Origin of the sequence: Streptomyces sp. UNOC14_S4 (assembly GCF_020740835.1) — a bacterium.
In the GTDB taxonomy this organism is placed as follows: Bacteria; Actinomycetota; Actinomycetes; order Streptomycetales; family Streptomycetaceae; genus Streptomyces.
Genome location: NZ_JAINFC010000784.1, coordinates 1 through 2,398, shown reverse-complemented (window position 1 = coordinate 2,398; position 2,398 = coordinate 1). Strand labels below are relative to the sequence as shown.

General features: G+C 72.9%; 2 protein-coding genes. Both read right to left on the bottom strand.

Translation table 11 applies throughout. From position 1 onward, the window contains the following. Positions 1–207: 207 nt before the first annotated feature. Positions 208–762, bottom strand: a complete 555-nt coding sequence (locus tag K6I34_RS35695) for an SMI1/KNR4 family protein (RefSeq protein WP_229332183.1) — start codon at positions 760–762, stop codon at positions 208–210. A gap of 67 nt (positions 763–829) precedes the next feature. Further along, positions 830–2,335 (bottom strand): alpha/beta hydrolase, encoded by a 1,506-nt coding sequence (locus tag K6I34_RS35690; RefSeq protein WP_308294104.1) that lies wholly within the window; start codon positions 2,333–2,335, stop codon positions 830–832. Positions 2,336–2,398 lie beyond the last annotated feature (63 nt).

Here is a 2,398-nt window from a genome sequence, read left to right as displayed (position 1 = left end):
GGGTATCGGCGGGGGTTGGGGCGAGCCGCACGGTGCGCGCCCCGAAAGGGGCGCGGGGCCGTTTTGATATGCGGCTCCGCCGCGTGGGCGCGACCAGCCACGACGGGGACACGCGCCCCGTCAGGGGCGCGGGGAACTGCGCGACCAGCCCCCACCGGCCCGCGGTCGCGCACCGAGCGCAAGACGCACCCCCGCAGGCGCCCGGCGTCAGCGGCAGAGAGCCTCGATGACCTCCTCGAAATCCGGGAATTCCGCCCGCGCCTCCCGCACGATCTCCGCGGCGGGGAGCTCCCGCCCCGGAGCGAATTCCTCCGCGATCCGGGCCGCTTCCTCGTTGCGGACCGGTTCGCACTCCGTGCCGTCCGTGTCGCCCGCGCCGCCCGTGCCGTCCGGGTCCGGGGCCTCCAGCGGCCCGTACCCCTCCGCCAGCAGCCACAGATAGCGTCCGAGGTCCCGGGCGACGACCCACACCCCGCCCTCCGAGCCGAAGAAGACGACCGGCTGCTCGACGAGCGGCGCGTCCGGCCGGGCTATCCAGAACGCGACGTATCCGCCGCTCCCGTCCTGCCCGAACACCCGCAGCCGGTCCCCGGTGAGCTCCGTGTTCCCGGTCCAGAGGCGGAACCAGAAGGCCTCCTCCTCCGCGGTGTTGAAGCGGTCGTACGGCTCGTAGTCCACCCCGAGCCCGTCGCGGTAGTCGAACTCGACACGGGCCACGGCGCTGAGTGCCGCGGGGAAGCGGCGGTCGTCAGTAAAGGTCACGCGCGCAGACTAGACCGGGCCACTGACAATCGATCACGGACGAGGCGAGGCCTACGACGCGACTCCCTCAGCGGGACTCCGCCGCGCACAGCACGTCGCGCTCCGGCCGCTGCCCGGTGAGGAAGTAGCGCGTCACGGCCCGGTCCCCGCACGCGTTGCCGTTGCGAAGGTACGAACCGTGGCCGCCCGCGTCCACCTTCACCATGCGGGCGCGGTCGCCGAAGGCCTGCCGCATCTTCATCGCACCCGTGTACGGCGTCGCGGGGTCGCGCAGGTTCTGGACCATCAGGATGTTGCGCGGGCCGTCGGACGTGAGGCGGGTGGGCTTCTCGTGGGTGCCGCCCTGCCAGAAGGCACACGGCAGGATGCCCGCGGGCATGCCCGCCAGCAGCGGGTGGGCGGTGCGGTCGGCGGCCACGGCGCGCTCGTAGGAGGAGACGGAGGACGGCCACGTCACGTCGTTGCAGAGGGTGGCGGTGATGACGGTCGCCTCGGACTGGTCGACCGGCTCGGGCAACGGGTCCTTCACGTTCAGCGGGGCGTCGCCCGGCCGGGCCGCGGCGCGCATCAGATCGGCCAGCGCCGGGAACTGCCCGTCCGCGTACAGATCGATCTGCATGATCTGGCGGAGCGCGTTGCCGTCCAGCGTGTTGCCGGTGTCGGCGAAGGTGCGTGGTGTGCGGTCGAGTTCGGCGGCCAGGGCCATGAATTTCGGTTTGACGTCCTCCGGCTTGTCGGCGATCCGCTGCTCGCCGCGCGCGGGGTCGGAGGCCCATTTCACGAAGTCGGGGAAGCGGTCGTCCGCGCCGACGGACATATTGGCGAGCCATCCGCGCTCGACGCGTGCCGGGTCGGGGTCGCCGCTGCTGTCCAGCACCCAGCGGTCGGTGTGCTGCGGGTACCGCTGCGCGTAGACGGCACCGACGTACGAGCCGTACGACACGCCCCACCCCGAGAGCTTGCGCTCGCCCAGCGCCTGCCGGAAGCGGTCGAGGTCGCGGACCTCGTTGGCGGTGGAGATGCTGCGGACGAGGGCTCCGCCGTCGCGGGCGCAGGCGTCGGCGATGCGGCGGGCCCTGGTGACGGTCTCGCCGATGTCGCCGTCGGGCTTGGGCCAGGGGCGGAGGTTGACGAGCCGCCGGTCTTCCTCGCCGATGCCGCAACTGGCCGGGTCGCTGCCGCCGATGCCGCGCGGGTCCAGGCCGACGAGGTCGTACGCGCCCTCCGTCTCCTTCCGCAGCCGCTGCCCCGCCCGTGCCACCATCTCCCTCCCGGACCCGCCGGGCCCGCCCGCGATCATCAGCAGGGTGCCGCGGCGCTTCTCGGGGTGGTCGCTGCGCAGCCGCGTGACGGCGAGACCGGTGGTGGGGCCGGTGGGGTTCGCGTAGTCGAGCGGTACGGGAAGGGTGGCGCAGTCCCGGGCGGAATCCTCCGCACAGGCATGCCAGGTGAGCGGGGCCGGCCCTTCCCCCGGGCCCGCCCCGGCCGCATGCGCGGCGGGAACACCGAGCGTTGTGGCGCAAGTGGCCATGGAGAGCGCGGAGACCGCGGTGAGGAGCACGTTTCGCCGCAAGGGCCGTATAGGCCGTATAGGTTGTACGGGCTGTATGGGCCGTACGGGCCGTATGGATCGCAT